This is a genomic window from Arthrobacter globiformis (assembly GCF_030815865.1).
GTDB classification, from domain to species: domain Bacteria; phylum Actinomycetota; class Actinomycetes; order Actinomycetales; family Micrococcaceae; genus Arthrobacter; species Arthrobacter globiformis_B.
The window spans coordinates 4595151-4620719 of the sequence record NZ_JAUSXI010000001.1 but is presented as its reverse complement, the minus strand read 5'-3'; the positions used below and the strand labels follow the sequence as shown (position 1 = coordinate 4620719).

Sequence of the window (25569 nt, the reverse complement as noted above, 5' to 3'; positions counted from 1 at the left end):
GTGACGCAAACATGTGTGCGCACCGGAAAGCGGTGCCGCCTAGGCCTAGAAAGGCAGGAACAATGGCGTTTTCGATCGGAGTAGTTGGCGTGGGGCAGTTCGGTGGCCAGTTCGCGCACCTCTTCAATCTGCACCCCGGGGTCAGCGAAGTCTTTGCGGTAGATGAACGGGCCGACCGTGCGGCCGAAGCAGTTGGGCAATATGACCTGGCCGGTTCCATGGCCACCTTCGATGAGCTGCTGGCGTCCGACGTCGACGCCGTCGCCATCTTCACGCAGCGGTGGACCCACGGGCCGCTGGTGGAACGGGCGCTCCGGGCGGGAAAGCATGTCTACTCGGCCGTGCCCATGGCCGTCACCGAGGACGAGATCGCGAAGATCATCGACGCCGTCCGGGACACCCGCAACGTCTACATGATGGGTGAAACGAGTTACTACAACCCGGCCACTGTCTACGCGCGCCAGCAGCATGCGGCCGGCCGGTTCGGGAGGGTGTTTTACTCCGAAGGCGACTACGTGCACGACATGGACCTGGGCTTCTACGACGCTTACCAGTACAGCGGCGGGGAGCGCTGGAAGGAGACTGCCAGCTACCCGCCCATGCTGTACCCGACCCACGCGATTGGCGGCGTCCTCGGTGCCCTGCCGGCGCACGCCGTGAGCGTCAGCTGCGTCGGCGTGAAGGACGACCGCCAGGACGGGGTGTTCGACAAGGACATCAGCATGTTCGGGAACGACTTCTCCAACGCCACGGCCCTCTTCGAACTGAACGACGGCGGTGCCATGCGGACCAATGAAATGCGCCGGGTGGGATACCCCTCCCACATCCGTGAGTCCCGTTTCCGGTTCTTCGGCACCGAGGCCAGCTTTGAGCAGCTGGCCAAGGTGACGGTGTGGCAGGACAAGGCCAACGTTCACGACATCTCAGAGCAGGTGGAGTCCCGGCCCAGCGTTGCGCTGGACGATCCGTCGCTCGCCAATGTGGCCCCCGAACTGCGGGACGCCTTCGTGTCCGGGCTGGCCCCGGTGCATGACAGCGACAGGCTGCCGGAGGAGTTCCGGGGTGCCCCCAACGGCCACGAAGGCAGCCACCAGTTCCTGGTGGACGACTTTGTCACGGCCGTGAATACGGGGTCGCTGCCGCCGGTCAACGCATGGACGGCCGCGCGGTTCACCCTGCCCGGCATCGTGGCCCACGAATCCGCCGTGCGGAACGGCGAACGCCTTCCCATCCGCGACTTCGGCGATGCTCCGGCCACCCTCTAGGGCGGGCTGTAGCTAGCATGGACACTATGACCATTCCGGCAGCGCCCGCCCCGCGGACCCAGGTGACCCGCAAGGACGTTGCCCGGTACGCCGGGGTGAGCACCGCCGTCGTCAGCTACGTGGTGAACGGCGGGCCGAAGAAGGTGGCCCCCGCCACCGAGGCGAAGGTCCAGGAAGCCATCCGGCAGCTGGGCTACCGCCCCAACGCGGCTGCGCGGGCCCTGAAGCTGGGGTCCAGCGAAACGATAGGTCTGGTCATTCCGGACAACAGCAACCCGTTCTTCTCCATGCTGGCCCACGCCGTGGAGGACGCAGCGGCCGCCCTCGGCTACGCCCTGGTGCTGACCAACTCGGACGGCAACCTGGCCAAGGAGCGCCGGAACATCCGGAACCTCGCGGCCCGGCAGGTGGACGGCGTGGTTCTGGCCAGCGTGTTGTTCGAGCCTGACCTGACCGATCTGGAGACTGCGGAAATCCCGTCCGTGCTCCTGAGCCACAGCGGTAGTTCGGCCGGGGTCACCACGGTGGGCGTGGACCTGGCAAAGGGCGCGCGCATCGCCGTCGAGCATCTGATCGGGCACGGTCACACCAACATCGGCCTGGCCATGGGCACCACCACCGGCGACGAAGCGGACGCCCGCGAAGAGGGCTGGGTGCGGGCACTCAGGGACGCCGGGCTGCCGGAAGGCCCCATTGCCCGCAGCGCCTTCACCCGTGTTGGCGGCTACGCCGCAGGGCAGCGGCTCCTGGCGTCCGGGCACCGGCCTACCGCCATCTTCGCCAGCTCTGACATGCAGGCCATCGGCATCCTCCGCGCGCTCCACGAGGCCGGCCTGTCCGTCCCGGGGGATATCGCACTGGCCTCGTTCGACGGTTCAGAGGACGCCGAATACTCCTGGCCAACGCTGACCACCGTGGAGCAGCCGGTGCGGGATATGGCCGAGGCAGCCGTCCGGGCGCTCGTCGGGGCGGACCGCGGCGCCCCCGCAGAGCACCGCGTTTTTCCGACGAGACTCCTGATCAGGCAGTCCTGCGGCTGCCCCTGAAGCCGGTACGGGCCTAAACCAGCCGGAGCCGGCCCACCCGGTCCCGGAGGATCCGCTGGGCGTCGGGGGATAGGCCGGAATCGCTGATCACCTCGTCGGCTTCCTCAAGTTTGGCGATGGTGCTGATTCCCTGGGTGCCCCACTTGGTGTGGTCCGCCAGGACCACCACCTTGCGGGACGCGGCGATAAAGGCGCGGTTGGTTTCCGCCTCCAGGAGGTTCGGCGTGGTGTAGCCGGCCTCCGCGTCCATGCCGTGTACGCCGAGGAACAGCAGGTCCAGGTGGAGTTGGCGGAGCGCCGCCGTCGCGATGGGGCCCACCAGGGCGTCCGACGGCGTGCGCTCGCCGCCGATGAGGATCACTGTGGAGGCGTGGCGCCCGGACCCCGACGCGGAGGCATGGTGGAAGAGGTCGGCGATCTTCACCGAGTTGGTCACCGCGGTGATCCGGGGACCGTTGGCAAGTTCCTTGGCCAACGCCCAGGTGGTGGTGCCTGCGCTCAAAGCCACGGCCATGCCCTCGTGGACCAGGGCGGCGGCCTCCAGGGCAATGGCGCGTTTCTGTGCGGTCAGCTGGGTGGATTTCAATTCGAATCCGGGCTCGTGCGTGCTGGCATCGCCGGGCAGCTTGGCACCCCCGTGGATCCGTTCCACCTGGCCGCTTTCCTCGAGCATCTCGATGTCGCGGCGCACCGTCATCAGGGACACGCCCAGCTGCTGGGCCAGATCCGACACGCGGACCACCCGCTCGCGCCGGACGGCGTCCACTATGGACTGGTGGCGGGCCGCGGGAAGCATCGGGATCCTTTCAGTGGATGAAACCTGGTACTGCCCATCATCGCCTAGCCCTTGCTGGAACCAAGAGTCAGGCCCGCAACAAACTGCCGTTGCAGGAGCAGGTAAACAATCAGGGTGGGAATTACCGTAATGACGGCGCCGGCTGCCAGCAGGTTGTAGTTGTTCAGGAACTCGCCCTGGAGGTTGTTGATCGCGGTGGTGACGGGCAGCCGGTCGCCGCTCTGAATGAACAACAGAGGCCAGAAGAAGTCGTTGTAGATGAAGATGACTTCCAGCGTTGCAAGGGCCGCGAAGGCCGGCCGGCACAGCGGCATGATGATTTCCCGGTACTGGCGCCAGATGCCGGCGCCGTCCACGAGGGCGGCCTCGGTCAGGTCCGCGGAGAGCGCCTTCATGTAGTTGGACAGCACGAACGTGCAGAACCCCATCTGGAACGCCATGTTCACGGCGATGACGATGATGTATGTGTTCAGCATGTTGCCCGAATCGCTGAAGGAGTAGGGCACCTGGAAATGCTTGGCCATCTCGAACAGCGGCGCCGCCAGCACCTGGGGCGGCAGCAGGTTCCCCGCCGTGAACATGATGAGCAGCGTGACGTTGAACTTCCAGCTCACCCGGCTGACGGCAAACGCCATCATGGAAGCGAAAAAGAGCACCAGCAGTACCGCCGGAACGCAGATGATCACCGAGTTCCAGAGGTATTTGGCAAAGCCGCCCTGGGACCAGGCCTGACTGAAGTTGTCGAAGTTGAAGTCGCCGGCCAGGCTGAAGTAGCCGTGCTCGTTGGTGGAGACGATCGGCCGCAGGGCGGTGAACACGGCCCAGATCAGGGGGATCAGCCACATGACCGCCATGGCCGTCAGGAAGATATGCGTGCCGTAATGCCGCTTCGGCTTGCTGCCGGAGCGTTCAGTTTTCCCGGTCATGGCCCTGCCGGGGGAGACGGCGGCGCTCATGCCCTGTTCTCCTTGCCGAAGGTGCGGCTGAGGTAGAACACGATGGGCACGAGGGAGATGACCAGCAGGACTACCGCAAGGGCGGAGCCGACGCCGATCACCTGGCCTTCGCCCACGAGGTTCTGTATCACCAGGGCGCTGAGGAGCTCCAGGCCGTTGGTGCCGCGGTTGATGACGTACACGACGTCGAACGCCCGCAATGACTCGATGACGGTGATCACGACGATGACGATGTTGATGGGCCGCATGGCAGGGAAGACCACGCGGAAAAAGGTCTGCGCCGCGTTGGCCCCATCGATGGCCGCGGCCTCCTTCAGGGTGGGATCCACGCCCTTCAGGCCCGCCAGGTACAGCAGCATGACGTAGCCGGCGTGCCGCCACGTGGCGGCGATCATGGCTGCCCAGATGTTCACCGAGGAGTCCCCGAACCAATCAACGGCCTGAGGCGCCCCCGAGGTTCCGAGCAGGAAGTTCAGCAAGCCGTTATCACGCTGGTAGAACAGCTGCCAGATGATGCCGATCAGTGCCAGCGACAGCATCACCGGAGCGAAGAAGATGCTCTGGTAGATCCTGCTGCCGCGGATTTGCTGGTCCAGCAGCACCGCGAGCAGCAGGCCCAGCGGGGTGGCCACCAGGGCCAGGAAGGCCAGCCACAGCAGGTTGTGCTGGATGGCCGGCCAGAACGGCGGGTAATCCTGGGAAATGTACTGGTAGTTGTCCGCGCCCGCCGGCCTGATGTCGCTCAGGGCGAGGCCGTTCCAGCGCGTGAAGCTCAGCCCGACGGACATCACCGTGGGCAGCCAGATAAACGCCACTTGGATCAGGGTGGGAATGCCCACCATCAGGGACAGGACCGCCTTGTCGCGTTTGGAGAGCCGGCGGACTTTTCCGCTGCGGACCCCCTTCGCCGGTGCCCCGGAGGGCGCCCGGGACTCCGGCGGGACCAGGTCTCTTGCTGTTGTGCTCATGGGAGTCCCCGGACTGCTACTGGGCCGCGTACAGTGACTTGGCCTGCGCCTCAAGGTTCTTGACGTCCATCTTGCCGTCCTTGAGGAAGGTCTGCAGGGCCGGGATCATGACGTTGTTGGCCATGGCGGGCAGGGCGTCACGGTCAAAGAACTGGCTGATGGACTTCGCCTGCGCGATGGTGTCGGCCAATTTCTTGCTGAGCGCCGTGAACTTCGAGGTGTCCGCGCCCTTGGCCGTGGCGATGTTGGAGGCGTCCACCGAGGCGTAGATGTCTTGGCCTTCGGGTGTGCCGATGAACTCCATGAACTGGTGCGCGGCCGCGTTCCCGCCGCCCTTGGTGGACAGCAGCAGACCGTCGATGGGGGCTTCCACCGCATCCCGCCCCTCGCTGGCGATCTCCGGGTAGGGGAAGAAATCGATGTCCTTCAACACAGCGGGATCCGTGAACTGCTGTGTGACGAAGGAGCCGAGCAGGTACATGCCTGTCTTCTTGGCCGCAAGCGCCCTTGCGGCGTCCTGCCAGGTCTGGCCGAGTGCCGCAGGATCCTGGAAAGGCAGCAGGGCGGACCAGGTGTCGAAGACGTCGGTCACCTTCTTTTGGTCCCAGGACTCTTTGTGGGCGCACAGGTCCACGTGGAACTGGTAACCGTTGAGGCGCATGTTGATGTAGTCGAACGTGCCCATGGCGGGCCAGCCGTCCTTGTCCGCAAAACCGATCGGGATGATGCCGTCGGCCTTCATCTTGGCCGCCAGGGTCTTGAGGGCATCGAAGGTATCCGGCACCTCGTAACCCTTGTCTGCCCACACGCTCTTTCGATAGAAGAAACCCCACGGATAGTTGTAGTTGGGGACAAAGTACATCTTCCCGTCCGGGCCGGTGGACGCCTTCTTCAGGGCGTCGGAGAAATTGCCCCCAATCTTGCCCCAGACGTCATCAACCGGCGCCAGGAGCCCCTTGCCGGCATAGAACTGCATCCTGTAGCCGGCGAACCAGGTAAAGGCGTCGTCCGGCGAGCCCTGCAGGTAGGAGTTGATCTTGTTCTGGAAGTCGTTGTGCGGCACCACGTTGGTGCGGACCGTCTTGCCCGTCTTCTGGGTGAAGGCATCGGTGACTGCCTGGTACGCATTCTTGGGAACTTCGTCGGAGGAGCCTGAGCCGAACGACAGGCCGGAGGCTTCCGAGCCTCCGGCGGACGGTCCGCTGCCTCCGGTGCACGCCGCCAGCAGTGGCACGCCGCCCAGGCCGGCGGCACTCACGCCAATAGTTTTGAGGAAGGTCCGCCGGGCTGGCCCGGCGCTGGTGGACGCTTCCGGATGTGTTGCCATGATCTCTCCCGGGGAATGGAGTCATGTGACATCTGTCACATATTACTGACTATAACCTCGCAAAAGGGAACAGGAAAGATCGAAAAACAACACGCGGTTTTCCGGCGGCGTGGCACCGTAGGACAGCAAAACGCAGGGCCCGTCCGGCGCTCCGGACGGGCCCTGTTTGGCCCCGCTACTTCTTCAGCGAGGCGGCGATCTGCTGCATGACGGTGTTATCGGCGAGCGTGGTGGCGTCTCCGACGTCGCGTCCTTCGGCGACGTCCTTGAGGAGGCGGCGCATGATTTTGCCGGAGCGGGTCTTGGGCAGTTCGGGCACCACGAGGATGGTCTTGGGTTTGGCGATCGGGCCGATTTCCTTGCCGACATGGTTGCGGAGGTCCTGGACGGTCTCGTCGCCGGAGTCAACGGCGTCGCCGCGGAGGATGACAAACGCCACCACCGCCTGCCCGGTGGTTTCGTCGGTGGCACCCACGACGGCGGCCTCCGCCACCGCGGGGTGGCTCACCAGCGCGGATTCGATTTCGGTGGTGGAGAGGCGGTGCCCGGAGACGTTCATGACGTCGTCCACGCGGCCCAGGAGCCAGATGTCGCCGTCCTCGTCCTTCTTGGCGCCGTCGCCGGCGAAGTACATGGTTTCGAAGCGGGACCAATAGGTGTCCTTGAACCGTTCCGGGTCGCCCCAGATGCCGCGCAGCATGGCCGGCCAGGGTTCGCGGATCACCAGGAAGCCGCCGTGCCCGTCGGGCACCGAGGCGCCGTTCTCGTCCACGACGTCCACGGCGATGCCCGGCAGCGGCACCTGGGCGGAGCCGGGCTTGGTGGCGGTCACGCCGGGCAGCGGGGCGATCATCTGGGCACCGGTTTCGGTCTGCCACCAGGTGTCCACGATGGGGGCCTTGTTGCCCCCGATGACGTCGCGGTACCACATCCAGGCCTCCGGGTTGATGGGTTCGCCCACGGAGCCCAGGACCCGGATGGAGGAGAGGTCGTACTTGTCCGGGATGTCCCGGCCCCACTTCATGAACGTGCGGATGGCGGTGGGGGCGGTGTAGAGGATGGAGACCTTGTACTTTTCCACGATCTCCCACCAGCGGCCCTGGTGCGGGGAGTCCGGGGTGCCTTCGTACATGACCTGGGTGGCGCCGTTGATGAGCGGCGCGTAGGCGACGTACGAGTGGCCGGTGACCCATCCGACGTCGGCCGTGCACCAGTACACGTCCGTTTCGGGGTGCAGGTCGAAGACCGTCTTGTGGGTGTAGGCGGTCTGGGTGAGGTAGCCGCCGGTGGTGTGGAGGATGCCTTTGGGCTTGCCGGTGGTGCCGGAGGTGTAGAGGATGAACAGCGGGTGCTCGGAGTCGTGCCCGACGGCGGTGTGCTCGGCCGACGCTGCCCCGACGGTGTCCTCCCACCAGTGGTCCCGGCCCTCGTGCCAGTCGACGTCCTGGCCGTTGCGCTTGACCACCACGACGTTCCGGACGGTGTGCCCCTCCTGCTCGAGGGCGGCGTCGACTGCGGTTTTCAGGGCGCTGGGCTTGCCGCGCCGGTAGGTGCCGTCCGCGGTGACCACGAGCTTTGCCTCGGCGTCCTCGATCCGGGACCGGAGCGCGTCGGCGGAGAACCCGCCGAACACCACCGAGTGCACCGCACCGATCCGGGCACAGGCCAGCAGCGTGATGACAGCTTCGGGGATCATCGGCAGGTAGACGGCCACCCGGTCGCCCTTGGCCACGCCGAGGGACTCGAAGGCGTTCGCGGCCTTCTTCACTTCCTCGGTCAGTTCCGCGTAGGTGTAGGAGCGGGAATCGCCCGGCTCGCCCTCGAAGTAGATTGCTACCCGGTCCCCAAGGCCGTTCTCCACGTGCCGGTCCAGGGCGTTGTACGCGGCGTTGACCTCGCCGCCCACGAACCACTTGGCGAACGGCGGGTTGGACCAGTCGAGGGCCTCGGTGAAGTCCTTGTTCCAGGTCAGGAGTTCACGGGCCTGTTTGGCCCAGAATGCGGGCCGGTCGGCTGCTGCCTCAGCGTAGACTTCGGCGCCCACCACGGCGTTGGCAGCGAACTCCTCGGAAGGGGCAAACTTGCGGTTCTCATGCAGCAGGTTTTCAAGAGCATCGCCCTGCTGGCTGGGGGTGGCAGCGGTGGCCGTCGAGCCGGGGGTGTCCTGGGACATGGTGAACCTCATCATTCATCGATCTTTCCTGCGCGGCGCGCCGGTCCCGGCCATTGCCCCGCGCTGCACGGCGTCGGGCAACGGCCCGTCACGGATAAACCGCAAAGAGCTGTTCCGAGACCAGACTAGCGCGTCATGCAACTGCGCGTGGGCCGCGTCACATTAGGAGCCGTGAGCGGTGCCCATTTAGCGGTGAATGGTTCTTTGGGAGACCTGTGCCGCTTCTGTGAGCGCACCGCACCGCGGCCAGTCAGCTAGTGAAGCACCCTCCACTTGGCTAGGCTGAGATGGACTCGTGACAGGGGCCGGAGGCAGCCAGGCCGCTTGTGGTCAGGCTCCGGCCGTAGGGCGGAACCACGCAGCGGACACCCGTCCGGGCACCGCCACGCTAAGGAGAACAGAATGAATCAGCAAAGCCAGCCCCAGCAGGGCTCGACCCAGCCGGGCCAAGGCCAGGCACCGCTTGGGGCGGGACCGTCCGGGCGGCCGGAAGCGCACACTGCGGCGCCGAATTTCATGAAGCAGCAGGGCGTGCGGAATGAGGCCGTTGCTGGACCTTTCACCGTTCGGGACCTGACCGTCTTCGCGGCCACTCTTGTCCTCTTTATCGCATCGCTGATTCCGATGTTCGCTGTGCGCTACAACCTGTGGAACCTCGGAAGCCTGTTCTTCCTGGGGCTCGGCGTGGTGCTGCCGCTCATTGTTGCGGCGTTGTTTGTGGCCCGCCGGCTCGCCCACGACACGAAGGTCCGCATCGGATCCCTTTCGGTGGACCAGTTCGGTTCTGTGGTGGCCTCGTTTGCGGTGGCCTTCTTCTTCCTGTCCGTTGCCGGCGCCTACACGCCCAGCCTGCTCGTGGGCCTGATCGGCTCCCTCGTGCTGCTGGCCGCCACAGTGCTGGCCCGGTTCATCCCGTTCTTCGCCGGCGACTTCCTGGACCGCCCCGACGTCCCGGCCCACATCATGGCGCGTGACTCGGCCGTTCCCGTGCGCAAGCCTAAAGCGCCCAAGGAACCGAAGGCTGCCCAGGCCATGCCCGGTGCTGCTTCCACTAAGGGCGCTGCTTCGGCGGGTGCGGTCTCAGGTAGCGCTGCGGCCGGCAGCGCTGTGGCCGCCAGCGCGGCGCCTATGGGTCCTGAATCCCGGGGTCCTGTATCCCATGGTGCGACGGCGGTCGGCCAGCCGGGGCACGGCGCAGCCCAGACCGGAACCCCCGGCGCCGGAATTGGTGGTGCCGGAATTACTGGTGCCGCAGCTGCCGGCGCCGGCACCGCCGGCGCTGCTGCTGGTGGCGGAACCGCTGGTGCCGGAACCGCCGGCCCAGCGCCCGTGACCGGGATGTGGCCGGCCGCTAACGCGGCGAGCAGCGCCGCAGCGTCGCCGGAAACGGGACAGGCCGCCGTCGTGCCCTCTGCGCAGACTGGTGACGCCGCCGCGCAGGCGGGCGCAGTGCCGTCCGCCAAAGCCGAAGCGGCCGCGCAGCGGGCCGCCGAGGAGGCCGAGCGGACCCAGTTGGACGGAGCCACGGCCGCCCCGGCGGCTGCCGCAGGAGCGCCTGTAGGGGAAGCTGCGGCCACGGAGGCGCCCGCAGCGGAAGCCGCCGTCACAGAAGGCAAGTCCGACGCTGCCGCGCGTGCAGCTGCGGAAGAGGCTGCGCGTGCTGCCTCGGCCACGCCTGCCACCGCCGTCCACCCGAGGGTGGATGTGCAGCAGCAGGTGCGGTCGCAGGAACCGATCGGTGCCACGGTCGACCCGGCAAGCCGGCCGGAGGAGTCCGAACATGAGCAGGTCCACGAGGCCTTCTGGTTCGCCGTGGCCCAGCACCGCACTGCCGTTGATGAGCGCACCGGCGCACCGCTGTTCGGTATCGAGCCCGGGGGATGGGTTCTGGCACTGGAGGACCGCGGGGACGAATTCCTGGTGCAGCACACGGACGGCCGGGTGGGCGTCCTGCGCGACCTCAGCAACATCGAGCGCGGCTAGCCGGCCGCCGTGGCCGATTCCGCTTCGCGCCGGCGCGGCACGCCGGGCATCCCGGTGGTACCTGCTTCCGGGGAGGTTCCCGCGGACGTGCCCGCCGGGGTTCCCACTGATACCCTCCCCGCCGAAAACGGGGCTGTGGCTGGCGCGCCGGCCCGTTCCGGCGAGTCGGCGCTGGCGTTGAAGCGCCGGGCGCGCAGGATCAACCGGGCCCTCGCTGAGCAGTACCCGTACGCCCACGCCGAGCTCGACTTCCGGAACCCCTTCGAGCTCCTCGTGGCCACGGTGCTCTCCGCCCAGACCACGGACGTGACGGTCAACCTGATCACTCCGCTGCTCTTCTCCAGTTACCCGGACGCCCGCGCCATGGCGGAAGCCGACACCGCGGAGCTTGAAGCCATCATCAAGCCGACGGGGTTTTTCCGTGCCAAGACGCGGAACCTCCTCGCGCTGGCGAACCGGGTGGTGGACGAGTACGACGGCGTGGTGCCCGGCCGGCTGGAAGATCTGGTGACGCTGCCTGGCGTCGGACGGAAAACCGCGAACGTGGTGCTGGGCAATGCGTTCGGCATTCCGGGCATTACGGTGGACACCCACTTCGGGCGACTGGCGCGGCGCTTCGGCTGGACGGAGTCTGATGACCCGGTCCGGATCGAGTCCGACGTGGCGGAACTGTTTGAGCCCAGGGACTGGACCATGCTGTCCCACCGGGTGGTCTTTCATGGCCGGCGGGTGTGCCATGCCCGCAAGCCGGCCTGCGGGGCCTGCGCCGTGGCCAACTGGTGCCCCAGCTTTGGCTCGGGCGAGACGAACCCCGCCAAGGCCGCGAAGCTGCTGAAGTACGAACTGGCGCCCGGGAGCGAGGAGCTTCTGGCGAGGCTGCTGGCCGACACTCACCGCGCCGCCGAGATCCGGATGGAATCCCAGCGGAGGACGCCGTGACGGCGCGCCAGGACCTGGTGGACCTCGTCGACTCTATCCGGGCGGGAACAGGTCCTGCCCGGAATCCATACTGGCGCAAGCTGACCGTTGACGAGTCCGTTGCCCGCAAGGCGGCCGTCCTGATCCTTTTCGGCGCCCTGGACGATGTGCCTGCAGCCTCCGGCAAGCCGCTCGCTGCTGCCGACTTGGACGTCCTGCTCCTGGAACGCGCCCACACCCTCGATGACCATCCAGGACAGGTGGCCTTTCCCGGCGGCGGCATCCACGTGGGTGAGACTCCCGTGGAGGCCGCGCTTCGGGAAGCGGAGGAAGAGACCGGCGTGGACCCCTCAGGCGTCGAAGTGCTGGGTGCCCTGCCGGAACTGGCCCTTCCGCGCGGAAACTTCCTGGTGACCCCCGTCCTGGCCTGGTGGGCCGCGCCGTCGCCGGTCCGGGTGGTGGATTACGGCGAGTCGGCGCAGGTCTTCCGGGTGCCGGTCCGGGACCTGCTGGACCCCGAAAACCGCACCATGGCAGCCGTGACCCGCCTGAACCAGACGTTCCAGAGCCCGGCGTTCAACGTGAACAGCCTGGTGGTCTGGGGTTTCACGGGCATGATCCTGAACGAACTGTTCGACCAGCTAGGCTGGGCCGTCCCCTGGGACAGGACCAGGCTGCACCCGCTGGACCTGTAGGCGGCACTGCTGGCTTTGGCCGTTCCGCGGGCGGTGTTTCCGCTGGCTATCCCGCCAGTGTCAGTGCTGCGATTTCCGCAGATCCACCACCAGACCGGTGGCGGCGTTTTCGCGTAATGCGTTGATGCCGGCCACTACTCCCGAAACGCTCTTGAACCGCGGCGACTCTGCCACGATGTTTCCGTCCCCATCGATGAGACGGAATTTGTAAGACTGATCGCTGTCCTGGTGAACTTCAAACTTGCCCGCCATTGGCGTGGGACCCCCTGCTGATGCTTCGTCGCACTGCCGGGCCAACTTATTGCCACTGCCCGGCCACCATAGAGCTTAGTGGCCCACGCCACACGATGCGAACTACCCGTCGGTACATTACTCAGTACAACCAATTATTCTTTCTGTGGCTGATGTGACTTTTGTTTCCCCTGGGAAGAGGCTACTGTCCGGCTCCGCGGTGCCCGGCAGTCGCGTCGAGTGCCGAAGTGTCCCGTTTGGGTTCGGCCGGCTTCTCCGGGCCAGCCGCTACTTTGCGTTGTCGTAGGAATCGACGACGGCGACGCTCACCGGGAATTCGACCGGAATGGGGCCGAAGAGCAGCTCCTTCGCAGCGTTGGCGGCTTCCTCGATGGCACGGATGCAGGCGTCCACAGCAGAGTCGGGGGCGTGGACCATCACCTCGTCGTGCAGGAAGAACACGAGTTCACCGGTGGCTGAACCGTCGGCACGCATGGTGCGCAGCCGCCGTCGCAATTCAGCCAGCCAGCAGGCGGCCCAGTCCGCGGCTGAACCCTGGACCACAAAATTGCGCGTGAATCGTCCCCGGGAACGGGCGATTGAGTCCGCGCGGCGCTGTTCCTCCGCCGAGGTGGAGCGCTGGCTGAGGAACCAGCGTTCCGACGGCGGCGGGCTGCTGCGCCCAAGGCGCGAGGTGACGGTCCTGCCGGCTTCGCCGTCGCGCGCGGCGCGCTCGACGAAGCCCACGGCCCGCGGGTAGGTCCTGGCCAGCTGCGGCATCAGGCGGCCTGCCTCGCCCGAGGTGGCCCCGTACATGGCCCCCAGCAGGGCCATTTTTGCCTTGCTCCGGTCGCCGCCGAACCCCTTGGCGGCGATCCCCGCGTAGAGATCCTGGTCCCGTGCGGCCTCGGCCATGCTCGAATCCTGCGCCAGGGCGGCGAGAACGCGGGGTTCCAGCTGGGACGCGTCGGCCACGATGAGCTTGTGTCCCGGGTCCGCGTGCACCGCGCCGCGGACCTGGCGGGGGATCTGCAGTGCCCCGCCGCCGCGGGACGCCCAGCGGCCCGACACCACTCCGCCCACCACGTATTCTGGCCGAAACCGACCGTGCCGCACCCAGGCGTCCAGCCACGCCCAGCCGTTGGCGGTGTGCAGCCGTGACAGTTTCTTGTAGGCCAGCAGGGGCGCGATGGCCGGATGGCTGGATCCCTTCAGCTCCCATTGCCGGGTGGACTTCACCTCGATGCCGTTGCGGTGCAGGGCGCGCATCAGCTCCTGCGGCGAATCCGGATTCAGTGACGGTGCATTCAGCAGGTCCCGGAGTTCGGTGTTCAGGGCCTCGAGTTTGGCGGGGCGGTGGCCAAGCGGCGGCCGCGGGCCCAGGTGCTCGGCCAGGATGTGCTCGTGCAGTTCCTCCCGCCAAGGCACGCCGGCATGCTGCATCTCGGCCGCGACCAGGGCGCTGGCCGATTCTGCGGCGAGGAGGAGCTGGAGCCGTTGCCGCCGGTTTTCGTCTCCTGCCGCGGCTGCTCCTGCGGCGACTGCCAGCGCGGCAAGCGCGAGGGCCTCCTGCTGGGCAGCGTATTCGGCGCGCAGTTCGGCCAGGGACTGCCTCGGTTCGGTTGCCGCGCCCGGGTCATCGAAAAGGGCGCCCTGGTCCGCAGGCGGAGGGGGCGGCTGGAGCAGCCGGGGCGGCTGCAGCTCGTCGTCCTGGGTGAGTTTCTCGGCGTTTTTGGCGTACGGGGTGTGCGCCGTGAACTCGGAATGGGCCAGGATAGCGCCGCACAGGGAGAGGTCGTAGCAGCGTTCCACGTCCACGCCCGCCGCCAGCAGAGACGGGTACCAGTCCTGGGTGCGGTGCCAGATCCAGCGTGGGCGCCGCTTCTCGAGTTCGCGGACGACGCCGGCCAGGCTGGTGCCGCTGGTGGGTGCGGTTTGGGGCGCGGTCCGGGGCGCCGTAGGTGGCGGGGCTTCCTGATGGGCTCGCGGCGGGGTCAGGCTGACGATCCGTGGTTCCGGATTGGCGGGGTGGAGGAGGCCCTCCGCCGTGAGTTCCTGTATGGCTGCGCCGTCGGGGTGGGCGGCGAGCAACAGATACATATGTCCAATTCTGCCCTGCCGCGGGGCTGTCTGGCGTCGTGGCCGAGGTCTGGTGCGCCACCGGATTGTCCGCAAGGTCCCGCCGCTTCTGTCCTCTGCCGCATGTCCGCTGCCTCTTGTCCTCCACGAGCTGGGCTTTCCCGGCGCGAGGCGGGGGCAGGTTTTCCACATACACTCATTCGTCTCTAACGGGCGGCCGGTCCATTGGGCACAGTTGCTGCATGAGCAGGCACCACGCCCGGAACCGGCGACTCCCATCAGACCCGGACACCGCGCTGCCGGATGCTGCGCCGCCCGAAGGCAGGCTGCCCGGTGCTGCGGCGTCTGGTGCAGACGGTCTTTGGGCAGAGCCGACGGGCGGCTTCCCGGATGGACCCTCACCGGCGCCTCGGAGCAGCCGGCGGCCAGCGGCCCAGCCCAGGCCGGCGCAGGTGGGGTCACTGACCGGCTCTGAACCCGGAACCTGGCTTCCCGCTGACGGTGGTGACGTCCTGCTGGTCACGGGCTTTGAATTCCTGCGGGGTGAAGTGGAACGGATTGTTGCAGCCGCCGGAGGGCGGCTCCGGGTGGTGGACGACGTTGCGCAGGCCGCGCCATTCTGGGATTCCGCCGCTGACGTCCTGGTTGGCAGCGACGTCCGTGAACTGCCGCCCCGGCGCCGTGCCCCTGCCGTCCTCGTCGGGCTGAGCGGGGAAGGGGACACTCTCTGGCATCTGGGCGCCGCGTTGGGTGCGCAACGCGTCGCCGTACTTCCCGACGCCGCCGCGTGGCTGGCCGAGTACCTCAACCGGTCACGTTCACCGGAGGCCGGAGGCCTGGTGCTCGGCATTACCGGGGGCTGCGGAGGGGCAGGCGCCACCACCGCGGCGGCGTGGCTCGCCCAGGCAGCAGCTGAACTCGGTGCCCGGGTCCTGCTCGTCGACGCCGATCCGTGGGGCGGCGGACTCGAACTGGCCCTCGCAGCGGAGGAATCCCCGGGTCTCCGCTGGCCAGACCTGGCCGATGCGAGTGGCAGCATTGACCCGCAGCAGCTCGCGGACGCCTTACCCGTCGCCGGCGGGTTCTCATTTCTGTCCTGGCCCGGAAGCAGGGAACGGCCGCCGCTCGTGGACCCGGTCACCGTGGGAAACGTCCTCGACGCCGCGCGGCGGGGCTACGAGGTGGTGATTGTCGATATCGGCCGCAACGCCGAGCCGCTGCGCACGTTCGCCTGGGATTGCGACCGCCTCCTCGTCGTCGTACCGGCCCAGCTGAAGGCTGCAGTCGCCGCCGCCCGGCTGATGCAGGAGCTTCCGCCGGTCGAATCGGCCCTGGTCATCAGGGGGAAGGCCGGGGTTGCTCTTGACGCCGCGCTGGTCGCCGAATCCGTGGGGCTCCCCCTGCACGGAGTCATGCCCGAAGTGCGGGGGACGGCCTCGGCCACCGAGCTGGGCCGCCTGCTCGACCAGGGCAGGCGGAAGACTGTCCGGCGTTTCGCCTCGTCGGTGCTGGGCCTCCTCGCCGGCGACCTGCAGGCCGGGGACCTCCGGTGAGTGCGCATCTGGGAGTGCCCCCGGCCGGTGCCGATACCGGCGGCCGCGCCGCACCCGGTGCACCCACCTCCCGCGCCGCGCTCGCGGAGACTGCCGGGCGCCGGCGTGCGGCCCGGGTCCTGGATGCGGGGCTTCTTGAGACCGTCCGCGAGTCGGTCATGGCCGACGCCGGGCCGGTGACCCCGTCGCGGGTGGCGGCCGCGGTGCAGGCCACCGGGAAGCTGCTGGGCACAGCCGGTTCCCTCGCCGCCGCTGAGCGCATCAGCGCTGAGCTCAACGGCCTGGGGCCGTTGCAGCATCTGGTCCGGGACCCGTCGGTCACGGACATCTTCGTGAACGCCCCGGACTCCGTGTGGCTGGACAGGGGCCGCGGCATCGAACGGACATCCGTGACCTTCGCAGGGGAGGCGCAGCTCAGGGCCCTTGCCGCCAGGCTTGTGGCATCGGGCGGCAGGCGGCTGGACGACGGATCGCCGTGCGTGGATGTGCGGCTCGAGGGCGGCTACCGGGTCCATGCCGTCCTGCCGCCCATCTCGGCGGCTGGCACGCTGCTCAGCATCAGGATCCGGCGGGAACAGGTCTTCAGCATGGACGAGCTCCGGGACGGGGGCATGTTTGGGCCGCTGGTTCAACGCGTTCTGGAACGCATGGTGGAGCAGCGGCTGAGCTTCCTGGTCAGCGGAGCCACCGGCTCCGGAAAGACGACCCTCCTGTCTACCCTGCTGGGGCTCTGCCATCCGGGGGAGCGGCTGGTCCTGATCGAGGACGCCTCGGAGCTTAATCCGGTGCACCCTCACGTCGTCTCGCTGGAGTCGCGGCACGGCAACCTCGAGGGAGGCGGCGCCGTGGACCTTGGGGAACTCGTTCGCCAGGCCCTGAGGATGCGGCCGGACCGTCTGATTGTGGGGGAGTGCAGGGGTGCCGAGGTGCGCGAACTCCTGACGGCCATGAACACGGGCCACACCGGAGGCGGCGGCACCATCCACGCGAACGCCGCAGGTGCGGTTCCGGCCCGGCTCACCGCTCTCGGAGCCCTGGCTGGGCTTGGCCAGGATGCGGTCCGGCTGCAGGTTGCCAGCGCCCTTGAGGTGGTGGTGCATGTGGCCCGGTCAAGGCACGGACGTTACGTCGCGTGCATCGGCGTCCTGGCCGAGCGGCCGGGTGGCCTCGACGTCGCCGTTGCCGTGGACGTTTCAGCCGGCGGGCCGGTTCCCGGGCCGGCGTGGGAGATCCTTGCCCAGCGCCTGGCCCTCGATCCGTGCCTTGCCCTGGATGCAGGCACTGTCCCTGATGCCGGCCACGTACGCGGCTCCGTCCCCGCCAGCGACTCCGACCCCGCCCCCAGTGCCGGTCTGGGTACGACAGTGGCTGACGGGCCGGAGCGGGCGCAGCCGGACGCGCCCGCCGTGTCGACGGGACACGACGGTCGGGGGATCATGAGTGAAAAACGTGGAGCCCGCAGGGCAGCAGCATGACCGCGGTCTTTGTTGGCGTACTGGTGCTTGCCGCGTGGCTGATCCTGAGCCCTGCGCGTGGGCCACTTCGGCGGGCACGCAGTGCCTTCGGCCCGGGTGGCGCAACCGGCGGCCGTGTCCGCCGCAGCGGCAGGCCTGCAACAACGGGGCGGGGCGGTATTGGCCTCGCCCGGGGCCGCAAGGAGACCTCCGTGTCCCTAACCGTTGTGGTTCAGCAGCTGGCTGCCCTGCTGAAGGGTGGCCGGTCTCCTTCGCGCCTGTGGGACGAACTGTGGCAGCTCTACGTGGAGCAGGGGTCCGCAGATGACGACCCCCGCCGGCCACGGCTCAGCCCCGGATCGGCGGCCGTCCTGTCAGCCGCCCGGGGAGCGGCCCTGCGGGGAGCTCCGGTAGCGGACGCTATGCGGTCGGCATGTTGGCCCTCGCGTCATGGATCCGGTAGCAGAGAGCCTCGGATCTGGGCTGAGTTGGCAGCCTGCTTCGAGATAGCGGCCGCCAGCGGCTGTCCGCTGGCTGACGTCCTGACGCGCTTTGCGGCTCAGCTGGAGGTTGAAGACGACGCTGAAGCAGCCCGGCAGACGGCGCTCGCCGGACCGAAAGCGACGGTCGCACTGCTGACCTGGCTCCCGCTGCTGGGACTGGGACTGGGTGTCTGCCTCGGCGTGGACCCGCTGGCTATGTTGCTGGGTACGCCGTTCGGGATGGCTGCCCTGGTCGCGGGCATCGGGCTGACCGTTGCTGGCCGCATCTGGTCCGCGAGGCTCGTCCGGGCAGCGGCCGGCGAGGCCGTGCCATGAAAATCCACCAATCCGACTGCCCCTGCATGACGGGATTGGGCCAATGAGCGGATCAGTTCTGGCTGCTGCCCTTATCTCCCTTGCGCTGGCTGCATCCGCAGGCCTCGCCTTTAGTCGAACCGCTCACGGGAGATCAGGGCTCCTCCGCCAGCGCGGCCGGGCGGCGGGCAACGGTATTACGGATGGGGACGACGATTCTCAAGATCGGGCAGGGCGGTCCCCAGGATTGCGGGATACCGCCATGATGCTTGAGCTGATTGCCGCCATGCTCCATGCAGGGGCGGGTATCGGACGAGCCTTGGAACTGGTGGCCGCTGCGGCCTCACCCGAGTATGGCCGCGCCCTGCGGCCTGTCGTGGGAGCCATGGCCATTGGCGCCGACTGGGGGACGGCTTGGCGGAGTTCAGACGTGTGCTCGCCGGAAATACTCGCTCTGCGAGACGCCTTGGGCTTCGCTGCGCTGACTGGTGCGCCGTCGTCGTCCATCCTTTATGCCCAGGCCGCCAGAATGCGGCGGGAACGCTTCCGGGCCGCGGAGAAACGCGCGGCCTCCCTCGGGATCAAGCTGGTGGTTCCGCTGGGGCTTTGTTCACTGCCCGCCTTCATATGCCTGGGAGTCGTTCCAGTGCTGCTCGCCCTGGTTCCTTCGGGCAGCTGAGGTCCATCGGTCTTACAACCCCGGTTGGTGCGTGCGATCGTGCCGCATTCTCCTGCGCCGCATGTCTAGCGGGACTGGCACATTGCTTCCAGCCGCATGTCCGGCGGAGTTGGCACATCTTTCCCGGCGTCAAAACTGACGCCACAAGCCTTTTCGCGCTGCCACGTATGTAGCGCTGCCATGCATTACCGCTGCCTCGTATTTTGACGCTGCCACACGGGCACACTGCCCGTGGGCCGCCGCGGATACACCGGTACTCTCCCTCCACATGCGGCCGATCTGGTCGCTTTTCCACTTAGGGAAGGTCAAGCCTTACCGGTCCGGGCGGCGGACGGGAGAGTTCAATGCACCGGCAATTGGCCGGGACTCCAGAAAGGAAAAATTTATGTCCCTCAACCACCACACCACGGGTGAAGCCGCCCGTGCCTTGCGCCCGGACTCCGAAGAAGCCGACGTGCTGGAGATCTATCCGGGAGCCCGCATGGCGCCGCGGGTGAAGCCACGGCCACGCAGGCGTCTCATGGGCTCTGAAGCCGGCATGGCGACTGCCGAGTATGCCATCGCCACGCTGGCGGCGGTAGGCTTCGCCGGGCTCTTGGTGTTCATCCTGCGAAGCGACGAAGTCCGTGGCTTCCTGCTCAACCTGATCCGTACGGCGCTGGCCCTGCCGTGAAACCCGCTCCGCAGACCCTTCAGGCGGCCGGACTTATGTCCTGCCGGCAGCACAGGAGCCCAACCGGAGATGAGGCCGGCAGCCGCGGTCAGGGGAAGGCCCGCGGTGCCAAGACGGACCACGGGAACAGCCGCGGCGCGGTGACCGCCGAGTTTGCGGTCGCTCTTCCGGCGGTCCTGCTGCTTTTGGCGATGCTGCTCGCGGGGTCTGCGGCGGGGATCACCCAGTTGCGGCTGGAGGATGCGGCCCGGGCCGGTGCCAGGGCACTTGCCAGGGGTGAGGACCCTGCCGCCGTCGACGGTATTGTGCGGAAGCTGGCTGGCCCTTCGGCGTCGTCGGCAGTGGTGCCCGGCAGTGAATGGATGAGCGTCACAGTGTCGGACCGGGCGGCGGGACCCCTGGGCCGCATGGTGCCCTGGACGTTGACCGCCAGGGCCGAGGCGCGCAGCGAAACGGCAACATCGGCGCCGCCTCCTGGACCGGTGCAGGCGATGCGGTCGGCGCGGGCCGACCTTGGATACGGCGTTGCTGCCGGGCGGCCCCTGTGAACCAGCAGCACAAACAGCGCCTTGGCAAGCGCTGGAATCCGGTGCCGGGAGTCGGATCCGAACGCGGATCAGGCACGGTGCTGGCCGCGGCGCTCGGCATGGTGGTGGTCATGGTCATGTCACTGCTCCTCCTGCTGGCGCAGGCGTCCGCGGCGGCGTCCAAGGCCGCCGCCGCGGCCGACCTCGCCGCGTTGGCCGCGGCTGACGCGCTCCGCGGCGTTTCACCGGGGGAGCCCTGCCTCGTGGCTGCGGCGGTGGCTGCCCGCCACAAGGCAACGCTCACCAGCTGCACCGCGGGAGGCGACCAGTCTGTCGAAGTCAGCACGGAGCTGTCTGCTGGGCAGCTCCTGGGCATCGCCACCGGCCGTGCCAGGGCGGGACCGCCGCCCTGAACTTCGCGCGGCTCCAAACATGCGCGCCGGGCTTAGACGGTACTTGACCCTTACTCTTGGGCCCCGTTCCAGCTCGGGTCCCGGCGTCAACATAGGCGGCGTTCGCCACCCAGACCGTGTTCGTCACCCAGACCGTGTTCGTTACAACACCGCGTTCGGCGCCGCCGCGTCCGCCCTGGAATCCTGTGGCGCTGACGCGTCCCGCGCGTCCTTCAGCAGGACATCGATCAGCGTGACGGCGGCGTCCTTGTCCAACGGGTTGTTCTTGTTGCCACATTTCGGGGACTGGACGCAGGAAGGGCAACCTGATTCGCACTCGCAGGCCTCGATCGCGTCTCGCGTGGCCGAGAGCCACACCTTGGCTTTCTCGAAGCCCCGCTCGGCAAAGCCAGCGCCGCCCGGGTGCCCGTCGTACACGAAAATCGTCGGTACACCGGTGTCGGCATGGATTGCGGTCGAAACCCCGCCGATGTCCCAGCGGTCGCTCGAGGCAACCAGCGGCAGCAGTCCGATGGCGGCGTGCTCGGCCGCGTGGAGGGCTCCGGGGAACTGCGCTTCGATGAGTCCGGCGCCCGTGAGTGACCGGTTCTCCACCACAAACCACACGGCCTTCGTAAACAGGTCCCGGGCTCCCAACTCGAGGGGTTCCTCACCCAGGACTTCATTGGAAATCATGGCCTTCCGCTGAAAGGAGACCACTTGCGTTGTGACCTTGACGTCACCGAAGTGCACGGCAACATCGCCCCACTGCTCCGTCCGCTGGGTCTCGAGTACCTCGATCTGCGTGATGTCCCGGGCAGTCGTGTAGTAGTCGGGATTGGCCCGGCGTACCACAACGCAGTGATCGTCCTCGTTCAGGTCCTCCACCACGTAGCTGGCGCCCTGATGGACGTACACGGCCCCCGTGTGGGCCTGGTAGTGCGTCTGCGGCGAATCCATGGTTCCCAGCAGCGAACCCGTGTCGGCATCCACGATGCTCACCGGCCCGCCGCCGTCGGCCCGCAGGTTCACCATGGCGGCCGCGCTTTGCGGGTGGGTCCAGAACCAGCCGGCCGGGCGCCGCCGCAGGTACCCCTGTGCCACCAGCTGCCCGAGCAGTTTCTCTGCTGTGGCTCCGAACAGCGGCAGCTCGGCCACGCCGAGCGGAAGCTCAGCGGCCGCGGCACAGAGGTGCGGGCCCAGGACATAGGGGTTGGATGGATCAAACACAGTCGCCTCAACGGACACGTCGAAGATGGCTTCCGGATGATTGACCAGGTAGGTGTCCAGGGGATCATCGCTGGCCACGAAGGCGGCAATGGCGTCCTGTCCGGCGCGGCCCGCCCGGCCGATCTGCTGGAAAAGGGACGCCCTGGTGCCGGGCCAGCCGGCCACCAGCACCGCGTCGAGCCCCGAGATGTCGATGCCGAGTTCGAGGGCCGAAGTACTGGAAATGCCCAGCAACTGGCCGGTCCGCAGCGCCCTTTCCAAGGCACGGCGTTCCTCCGGGAGGTATCCGGAGCGGTAGGCCGCCACCCGTTGCGGCAGGCTGGGGTCAACTTCTTCCAGGAGCCGCTTGGTGATGGAAGAGATGGTTTCGGCGCCGCGCCGGGACTTGATGAAGGCGATGGTCCGGACCCGTGACGAGACAAGGTTCGCGAGAAGGTCGGCGGTCTCGGCCACCGCCGTCCTGCGTTCCTTTGCCCCGTTTTCGCCGCGCACCTCACTGAGCGCAGGTTCCCAGAACGCCACCGTCGTGGACCCGTGCGGCGAGGAGTCTTCGGAGACTCCCTGGACGGCGGCGCCAATGAGCCGGCCAAAGGACTTCTCCGGTTCGGAAGCGGTGGCGGACGCCGCGATGAACACCGGTCCGGCGGAGCTGCCATCGGCCGCGTAGTAAGCGCAGATACGCCGCAGCCGGCGCATCAGGTTGGCCACATGGGAGCCGAAGACACCACGGTAGCTGTGCGCCTCGTCCACGATCACGTAGCGCAGGCGCCGGAAGAACCCCGCCCACCAGGCATGGTTCGGCAGGATGCCGAAGTGCAGCATGTCGGGGTTGGCCAGAATGAAGTTCGCGTGGTCGCGGATCCAGCGGCGGGAGGCCTGGTCGGTGTCGCCGTCGTAGGTTTCAGCCCGGACGGTGGGCAGGTTCAGGGACCGGATTGCCGCGAGCTGATCAGCAGCCAGCGCCTTGGTGGGGGAGAGGTAGAGCGTCACCGCGCCGTCGTCGTGGATTTTTCCGGGGTCCGACAGGACGCGTAGCTCGGAGCGGTGAATCGCATCCAGCGCCGGCAGTTGGTAGGCCAGGGATTTCCCGGATGCCGTCCCGGTTGCAATCACCACGTGCCCGCCGCCGTGGGCAATGTCCGCCGCCCGGATCTGATGCCGGTAGGGCTGGTGGATGCCGAGTTTGCCGTAGGCCGCGACAAGGTCCGGGTGTGCCCAGGCCGGCCACGGTTCGTGCACGGCGTTGCGGGCCGGAATGGTCCGCACATGCCGAAGCTGCTCCGGGTCCGGGCCACGGCCCAGCAACGGAATCAGCGAGTCATGGGGGTTCACCCCAACATTGTTTCATCCGGGCAAAAATCGCCGACACGAAACAGCTGGCCCCGGGCCGGAACAGCTGCCCCGGGACGGAATCAGGCAGGGGGCGTATGCAGGGAAGGGTCAGACCACGGAGAGGTCGGAGCCCTCATCGGAGGCGGAGAGCATCAGGACGTGGCACACCGAGGACCAGCCCAGATGTGAATACAGCTTTTGCCCGTCCAGGGAGGCCAGCAGGAGGCCGTCCTCCACATCGTGCGAAAACGCCTGCGCCGCCAGCGCCTTCATGATGAAGCTGCCCAGGCCTCGGCGCTGGAAGGAGGGTTCGGTGACAATCTTGTCGAACACCGCGGTGCCGTTGATGACCATTACACGGCCGCTCACGGCCAGCGTGTCGTCGGATCGTACTTCGGCAAAGTGGACACCGTCGGACTCCCATGTTTTCAGGGACAGGTCGTCGTCCGAGAGCCAGGGGTCCTCGGAGTCCTGGGTTTCCATGTCCACCACCATCATGGTCTGGGATGCTGACGTGGCGTTGAGGTTGTGTTGTTCAGCCAAGAGCTTGTAGCGTCCCACATCATTGGTCAGGATGGTCAGGACCCGCTTGGGGGCCTCGGCAGTCTTTGCTGCCAGGTCCGCGAACTCGGCGTCCGTCGGATCAGAGGCGAAGTATTCCCAGTCCCCGGTCGTGTCAGCACGCAGGGCGGCGGGGAACCGTCCCTCGGTGCGCGTCTCATAGCCCCGGCAACCTGCCCAACCGGCTACCCAAACTTCAAGCAGGTGAGTGATGTCTCCAACCATGGCTTCTGGGGTCATGTGACGAGAGTATTCCAGCGCTGTCATAAGCAACAGGGCTTTGGCGCTTGCTTATGCAATTGTGATAGGAGGCTCTTCCCGGGTCTGAATCCGGTCCCCGGCGGCCACCAAGTACCCTTAAATACGTGGCTTTGAACCGAATCGTACTTTTTTACGGCTTTACTCCCATCGCAGACCCGGACGCTGTTCGGCTCTGGCAGCGTGCCCTGTGCGAAAAGCTCGGCCTGACCGGACGGATCCTTATCTCCAAGGACGGCATCAACGCCACCGTCGGTGGCGAGATCGGGGCCGTCAAGCAGTACGTGAAAACCACCCGTGAATACAGGGGCTTCCACGGCATTGACGTCAAGTGGTCCAGCGGCGGTGCGGAGGACTTCCCCCGCCTGAGCGTCAAGGTCCGCGACGAGATCGTCTCGTTCGGTGCGCCCGGCGAACTGAAGGTGGACGATAACGGCGTCGTGGGAGGCGGGACGCATCTGTTGCCCGAGGAACTCCACGAACTCGTCGACTCGAGGAAGGCCAGCGGCCAGGACATCGTGTTCTTTGACGGCCGCAACGCCTTTGAAGCACAGATCGGCAAGTTCAAGGACGCCGTTGTCCCTGACGTCGCCACCACCCACGACTTCATCACCGAGCTCGACTCCGGCAAGTACGACCACCTCAAGGATCAGCCCGTCGTCACGTACTGCACCGGAGGCATTCGTTGCGAGGTGCTGTCCAGCCTCATGGTGAACCGCGGCTTCAAAGAGGTGTACCAGCTGGACGGCGGCATTGTGCGCTACGGCGAAAAGTTCAAGGACCAGGGCCTCTGGGAGGGCTCCCTGTACGTCTTCGACAAGCGCATGCACCTCGAGTTCAGCGAAGATGCCAAGACCATCGGCGAGTGCGTCCGGTGCCAGACGCCCACGAGCAAGTTCGAGAACTGCTCGAACCTGAGCTGCCGCACGCTCACCCTGTACTGCGCCGGGTGCGCGGCCAACCCCGAGACGCTGCGCTGCCCGGACGGCTGCGCCGCCTGAACTTCGCAGGGACGGCTGGGCTGGAGCGACGGCTGCGACGGACTGCCGGGACGGCTGCAAAGCCGTTGCGTCAGATCCGGCTGATCCGGTAGGCGAAATTGGCGTCCGATCGCACCTCCACCGTCACCCGAAGCACGGAGTCCTTGGACAGGTGCACCACATTGACGCGGGATGTGCCGCAACGGAGGCTCAGGTCAACCAGGGCGAACTCGGCGTCGCGGACTGTGAATGAGACCCGCCGCTCGCTCCGGCAGGCGAGGGTGAGGGCGTACGTGCCGCTCGGCAGCTGGCCGGTGGACTCCGTCTTGCTGTGTCCCCTCTCAACGCTGCCGTAGTTCGTATTGAAAACCTGTCCCTCGGCGTCAGGCATGACTTCCTTCGCCCATTCGGTGAGCTCCTCGCCCGACACCGGCACGTTCTCCAGCGGGTCCCGGGGCAACACGGGATCCGTCACCGCAGGGGCATCTGGAAGTTCGCCCCGGCCGTCGTCATAGCTGTATTCACAGCCGCCCAGGATGGCGGCAACCAGCACAAAGAAAAGCACGACGGCGGCTGCCGGCGCCCGCAGCCAAACCGTGCGTTGCGCCCGCCCCAAAAAACGACGCGCGGAGGCGATCCGCACCGTGGGCATACCCCGACTTTAGGCCTGCCGGAGGCGCCGGTACAGATGGTAAT

23 protein-coding genes are annotated in these 25569 nt (G+C 67.3%); 13 read left to right on the top strand and 10 right to left on the bottom strand.

Annotated features, from left to right (window positions below; all coding sequences use genetic code 11):
* Window positions 1–62: 62 nt before the first annotated feature.
* On the top strand, window positions 63–1265 hold the full coding sequence (locus tag QFZ33_RS21565; RefSeq protein ID WP_307030829.1) for a Gfo/Idh/MocA family protein: 1203 nt from the start codon (window positions 63–65) through the stop codon (window positions 1263–1265).
* A 26-nt stretch (window positions 1266–1291) separates the two neighbouring features.
* Window positions 1292–2311: a LacI family DNA-binding transcriptional regulator gene (locus tag QFZ33_RS21560; RefSeq protein ID WP_373427314.1), complete on the top strand. Its 1020-nt coding sequence runs from the start codon at window positions 1292–1294 to the stop codon at window positions 2309–2311.
* 13 nt (window positions 2312–2324) lie between these two features.
* Here the strand turns inward: QFZ33_RS21560 and QFZ33_RS21555 are convergent, their stop codons facing one another.
* The 5 genes from QFZ33_RS21555 to acs all read right to left on the bottom strand — a co-directional run bounded on the left by QFZ33_RS21555 (window position 2325) and on the right by acs (window position 8531).
* On the bottom strand, window positions 2325–3107 hold the full coding sequence (locus QFZ33_RS21555; RefSeq protein WP_307030825.1) for a DeoR/GlpR family DNA-binding transcription regulator: 783 nt from the start codon (window positions 3105–3107) through the stop codon (window positions 2325–2327).
* Window positions 3108–3151: 44 nt separating this feature from the next.
* Window positions 3152–4063 carry a carbohydrate ABC transporter permease gene (locus QFZ33_RS21550; protein ID WP_307030822.1) on the bottom strand — a complete coding sequence of 304 codons (912 nt, stop codon included), beginning with the start codon at window positions 4061–4063 and terminating at the stop codon, window positions 3152–3154.
* Window positions 4060–5031: a carbohydrate ABC transporter permease gene (locus tag QFZ33_RS21545; protein WP_307030820.1), complete on the bottom strand. Its 972-nt coding sequence runs from the start codon at window positions 5029–5031 to the stop codon at window positions 4060–4062. The genes QFZ33_RS21550 and QFZ33_RS21545 overlap by 4 nt, the downstream gene beginning before the upstream one ends.
* 16 nt (window positions 5032–5047) lie before the next feature.
* Window positions 5048–6358 carry an ABC transporter substrate-binding protein gene (locus tag QFZ33_RS21540; RefSeq protein WP_307030818.1) on the bottom strand — a complete coding sequence of 437 codons (1311 nt, stop codon included), beginning with the start codon at window positions 6356–6358 and terminating at the stop codon, window positions 5048–5050.
* 175 nt (window positions 6359–6533) lie between these two features.
* Window positions 6534–8531: an acetate--CoA ligase gene (acs, locus tag QFZ33_RS21535; protein WP_307031941.1), complete on the bottom strand. Its 1998-nt coding sequence runs from the start codon at window positions 8529–8531 to the stop codon at window positions 6534–6536.
* Between the two features lie 402 nt (window positions 8532–8933).
* Between acs and QFZ33_RS21530 the strand changes: the two genes are divergently transcribed.
* The 3 genes from QFZ33_RS21530 to QFZ33_RS21520 all read left to right on the top strand — a co-directional run bounded on the left by QFZ33_RS21530 (window position 8934) and on the right by QFZ33_RS21520 (window position 12127).
* A complete protein-coding gene (locus QFZ33_RS21530) occupies window positions 8934–10514 on the top strand; it encodes a hypothetical protein (protein ID WP_307030816.1) in 1581 nt (526 codons plus the stop codon).
* Window positions 10515–10649: 135 nt separating this feature from the next.
* Entirely contained in the window at window positions 10650–11453 is an 804-nt protein-coding gene (gene nth / locus QFZ33_RS21525; RefSeq protein WP_307031939.1) for an endonuclease III, read from the top strand.
* A complete protein-coding gene (locus QFZ33_RS21520; RefSeq protein WP_307030814.1) occupies window positions 11450–12127 on the top strand; it encodes an NUDIX hydrolase in 678 nt (225 codons plus the stop codon). The genes nth and QFZ33_RS21520 overlap by 4 nt, the downstream gene beginning before the upstream one ends.
* Before the next feature lie 60 nt (window positions 12128–12187).
* Here the strand turns inward: QFZ33_RS21520 and QFZ33_RS21515 are convergent, their stop codons facing one another.
* Together QFZ33_RS21515 and QFZ33_RS21510 are read right to left on the bottom strand one after the other, a co-directional pair.
* Entirely contained in the window at window positions 12188–12379 is a 192-nt protein-coding gene (locus QFZ33_RS21515; RefSeq protein WP_111902112.1) for a YegP family protein, read from the bottom strand.
* A gap of 267 nt (window positions 12380–12646) precedes the next feature.
* Window positions 12647–14458 (bottom strand): bifunctional 3'-5' exonuclease/DNA polymerase, encoded by a 1812-nt coding sequence (locus tag QFZ33_RS21510; protein WP_307030812.1) that lies wholly within the window; start codon window positions 14456–14458, stop codon window positions 12647–12649.
* A 221-nt stretch (window positions 14459–14679) separates the two neighbouring features.
* On the opposite strand from QFZ33_RS21510, the gene ssd reads away from it, so the two are divergent.
* From ssd to QFZ33_RS21475, 7 genes are all read left to right on the top strand, one after another.
* Window positions 14680–15990 carry a septum site-determining protein Ssd gene (gene ssd / locus QFZ33_RS21505; protein WP_307030810.1) on the top strand — a complete coding sequence of 437 codons (1311 nt, stop codon included), beginning with the start codon at window positions 14680–14682 and terminating at the stop codon, window positions 15988–15990.
* Entirely contained in the window at window positions 15987–17465 is a 1479-nt protein-coding gene (locus QFZ33_RS21500) for a TadA family conjugal transfer-associated ATPase (RefSeq protein WP_373427313.1), read from the top strand. Before ssd ends, QFZ33_RS21500 begins: the two co-directional genes overlap by 4 nt.
* On the top strand, window positions 17462–18262 hold the full coding sequence (locus tag QFZ33_RS21495) for a hypothetical protein (RefSeq protein WP_307030809.1): 801 nt from the start codon (window positions 17462–17464) through the stop codon (window positions 18260–18262). The genes QFZ33_RS21500 and QFZ33_RS21495 overlap by 4 nt, the downstream gene beginning before the upstream one ends.
* Before the next feature lie 43 nt (window positions 18263–18305).
* Window positions 18306–18920 (top strand): type II secretion system F family protein, encoded by a 615-nt coding sequence (locus QFZ33_RS21490; protein WP_307030807.1) that lies wholly within the window; start codon window positions 18306–18308, stop codon window positions 18918–18920.
* Between the two features lie 385 nt (window positions 18921–19305).
* The gene (locus QFZ33_RS21485) at window positions 19306–19593 is read left to right on the top strand and encodes a DUF4244 domain-containing protein (protein ID WP_307030805.1); all 288 of its coding nucleotides are present in this window, start codon (window positions 19306–19308) and stop codon (window positions 19591–19593) included.
* A 140-nt stretch (window positions 19594–19733) separates the two neighbouring features.
* Window positions 19734–20141, top strand: a complete 408-nt coding sequence (locus QFZ33_RS21480; protein ID WP_307030804.1) for a TadE family type IV pilus minor pilin — start codon at window positions 19734–19736, stop codon at window positions 20139–20141.
* Window positions 20138–20533: an Rv3654c family TadE-like protein gene (locus tag QFZ33_RS21475; RefSeq protein ID WP_307030802.1), complete on the top strand. Its 396-nt coding sequence runs from the start codon at window positions 20138–20140 to the stop codon at window positions 20531–20533. The genes QFZ33_RS21480 and QFZ33_RS21475 overlap by 4 nt, the downstream gene beginning before the upstream one ends.
* A gap of 141 nt (window positions 20534–20674) precedes the next feature.
* Here the strand turns inward: QFZ33_RS21475 and QFZ33_RS21470 are convergent, their stop codons facing one another.
* The gene (locus tag QFZ33_RS21470; RefSeq protein ID WP_307030800.1) at window positions 20675–23074 is read right to left on the bottom strand and encodes a DEAD/DEAH box helicase; all 2400 of its coding nucleotides are present in this window, start codon (window positions 23072–23074) and stop codon (window positions 20675–20677) included.
* A gap of 108 nt (window positions 23075–23182) precedes the next feature.
* On the bottom strand, window positions 23183–23875 hold the full coding sequence (locus tag QFZ33_RS21465; RefSeq protein ID WP_307030798.1) for a GNAT family N-acetyltransferase: 693 nt from the start codon (window positions 23873–23875) through the stop codon (window positions 23183–23185).
* A 125-nt stretch (window positions 23876–24000) separates the two neighbouring features.
* Between QFZ33_RS21465 and trhO the strand changes: the two genes are divergently transcribed.
* Window positions 24001–24894: an oxygen-dependent tRNA uridine(34) hydroxylase TrhO gene (gene trhO, locus QFZ33_RS21460; protein ID WP_307030796.1), complete on the top strand. Its 894-nt coding sequence runs from the start codon at window positions 24001–24003 to the stop codon at window positions 24892–24894.
* Between the two features lie 70 nt (window positions 24895–24964).
* Here trhO and QFZ33_RS21455 read toward each other — a convergent pair whose 3' ends face one another.
* Window positions 24965–25525, bottom strand: coding sequence for a hypothetical protein (locus tag QFZ33_RS21455; RefSeq protein WP_307030794.1), 561 nt, complete (start codon window positions 25523–25525; stop codon window positions 24965–24967).
* Window positions 25526–25569: the final 44 nt, after the last annotated feature.

Excerpts from the sequence above, each read along its gene's own strand:
- QFZ33_RS21550 (WP_307030822.1), bottom strand. The coding sequence starts at position 4,063 with ATGAGCGCCGCCGTCTCCCCCGGCAGGGCCATGACCGGGAAAACTGAA.
- ssd (WP_307030810.1), top strand. The coding sequence starts at position 14,680 with ATGAGCAGGCACCACGCCCGGAACCGGCGACTCCCATCAGACCCGGAC.
- QFZ33_RS21465 (WP_307030798.1), bottom strand. The coding sequence starts at position 23,875 with ATGACCCCAGAAGCCATGGTTGGAGACATCACTCACCTGCTTGAAGTT.
- QFZ33_RS21540 (WP_307030818.1), bottom strand. The coding sequence starts at position 6,358 with ATGGCAACACATCCGGAAGCGTCCACCAGCGCCGGGCCAGCCCGGCGG.
- QFZ33_RS21510 (WP_307030812.1), bottom strand. The coding sequence starts at position 14,458 with ATGTATCTGTTGCTCGCCGCCCACCCCGACGGCGCAGCCATACAGGAA.
- QFZ33_RS21485 (WP_307030805.1), top strand. The coding sequence starts at position 19,306 with ATGTCCCTCAACCACCACACCACGGGTGAAGCCGCCCGTGCCTTGCGC.
- QFZ33_RS21555 (WP_307030825.1), bottom strand. The coding sequence starts at position 3,107 with ATGCTTCCCGCGGCCCGCCACCAGTCCATAGTGGACGCCGTCCGGCGC.
- QFZ33_RS21565 (WP_307030829.1), top strand. The coding sequence starts at position 63 with ATGGCGTTTTCGATCGGAGTAGTTGGCGTGGGGCAGTTCGGTGGCCAG.
- QFZ33_RS21560 (WP_373427314.1), top strand. The coding sequence starts at position 1,292 with ATGACCATTCCGGCAGCGCCCGCCCCGCGGACCCAGGTGACCCGCAAG.
- QFZ33_RS21455 (WP_307030794.1), bottom strand. The coding sequence starts at position 25,525 with ATGCCCACGGTGCGGATCGCCTCCGCGCGTCGTTTTTTGGGGCGGGCG.
- QFZ33_RS21545 (WP_307030820.1), bottom strand. The coding sequence starts at position 5,031 with ATGAGCACAACAGCAAGAGACCTGGTCCCGCCGGAGTCCCGGGCGCCC.
- QFZ33_RS21515 (WP_111902112.1), bottom strand. The coding sequence starts at position 12,379 with ATGGCGGGCAAGTTTGAAGTTCACCAGGACAGCGATCAGTCTTACAAA.
- acs (WP_307031941.1), bottom strand. The coding sequence starts at position 8,531 with ATGTCCCAGGACACCCCCGGCTCGACGGCCACCGCTGCCACCCCCAGC.
- QFZ33_RS21490 (WP_307030807.1), top strand. The coding sequence starts at position 18,306 with ATGAGCGGATCAGTTCTGGCTGCTGCCCTTATCTCCCTTGCGCTGGCT.
- QFZ33_RS21530 (WP_307030816.1), top strand. The coding sequence starts at position 8,934 with ATGAATCAGCAAAGCCAGCCCCAGCAGGGCTCGACCCAGCCGGGCCAA.
- QFZ33_RS21495 (WP_307030809.1), top strand. The coding sequence starts at position 17,462 with ATGACCGCGGTCTTTGTTGGCGTACTGGTGCTTGCCGCGTGGCTGATC.